1 rRNA gene is annotated in these 597 nt (G+C 54.8%); it reads right to left on the bottom strand.

Going from position 1 to position 597, the window contains the following annotated elements:
• Nucleotides 1-597, bottom strand: a 16S ribosomal RNA gene (locus DPQ23_RS15255); the annotation flags it as partial.

Below are 597 nucleotides of genomic sequence, written 5' to 3'. Positions count from 1 at the left end.
CACTGGTGTTCCTCCACATCTCTACGCATTTCACCGCTACACGTGGAATTCCACTCTCCTCTTCTGCACTCAAGTTCCCCAGTTTCCAATGACCCTCCCCGGTTGAGCCGGGGGCTTTCACATCAGACTTAAGAAACCGCCTGCGAGCCCTTTACGCCCAATAATTCCGGACAACGCTTGCCACCTACGTATTACCGCGGCTGCTGGCACGTAGTTAGCCGTGGCTTTCTGGTTAGGTACCGTCAAGGTACCGCCCTATTCGAACGGCACTTGTTCTTCCCTAACAACAGAGCTTTACGATCCGAAAACCTTCATCACTCACGCGGCGTTGCTCCGTCAGACTTTCGTCCATTGCGGAAGATTCCCTACTGCTGCCTCCCGTAGGAGTCTGGGCCGTGTCTCAGTCCCAGTGTGGCCGATCACCCTCTCAGGTCGGCTACGCATCGTTGCCTTGGTGAGCCGTTACCTCACCAACTAGCTAATGCGCCGCGGGTCCATCTGTAAGTGGTAGCCGAAGCCACCTTTTATGTTTGAACCATGCGGTTCAAACAACCATCCGGTATTAGCCCCGGTTTCCCGGAGTTATCCCAGTCTTAC

The organism is Paracoccus endophyticus (assembly GCF_003286075.1).
Lineage (GTDB): Bacteria > Pseudomonadota > Alphaproteobacteria > Rhodobacterales > Rhodobacteraceae > Paracoccus > Paracoccus endophyticus.
The sequence above is the reverse complement of the archived record's forward strand: the minus strand, read 5'-3'. Positions and strand labels throughout refer to the sequence as shown.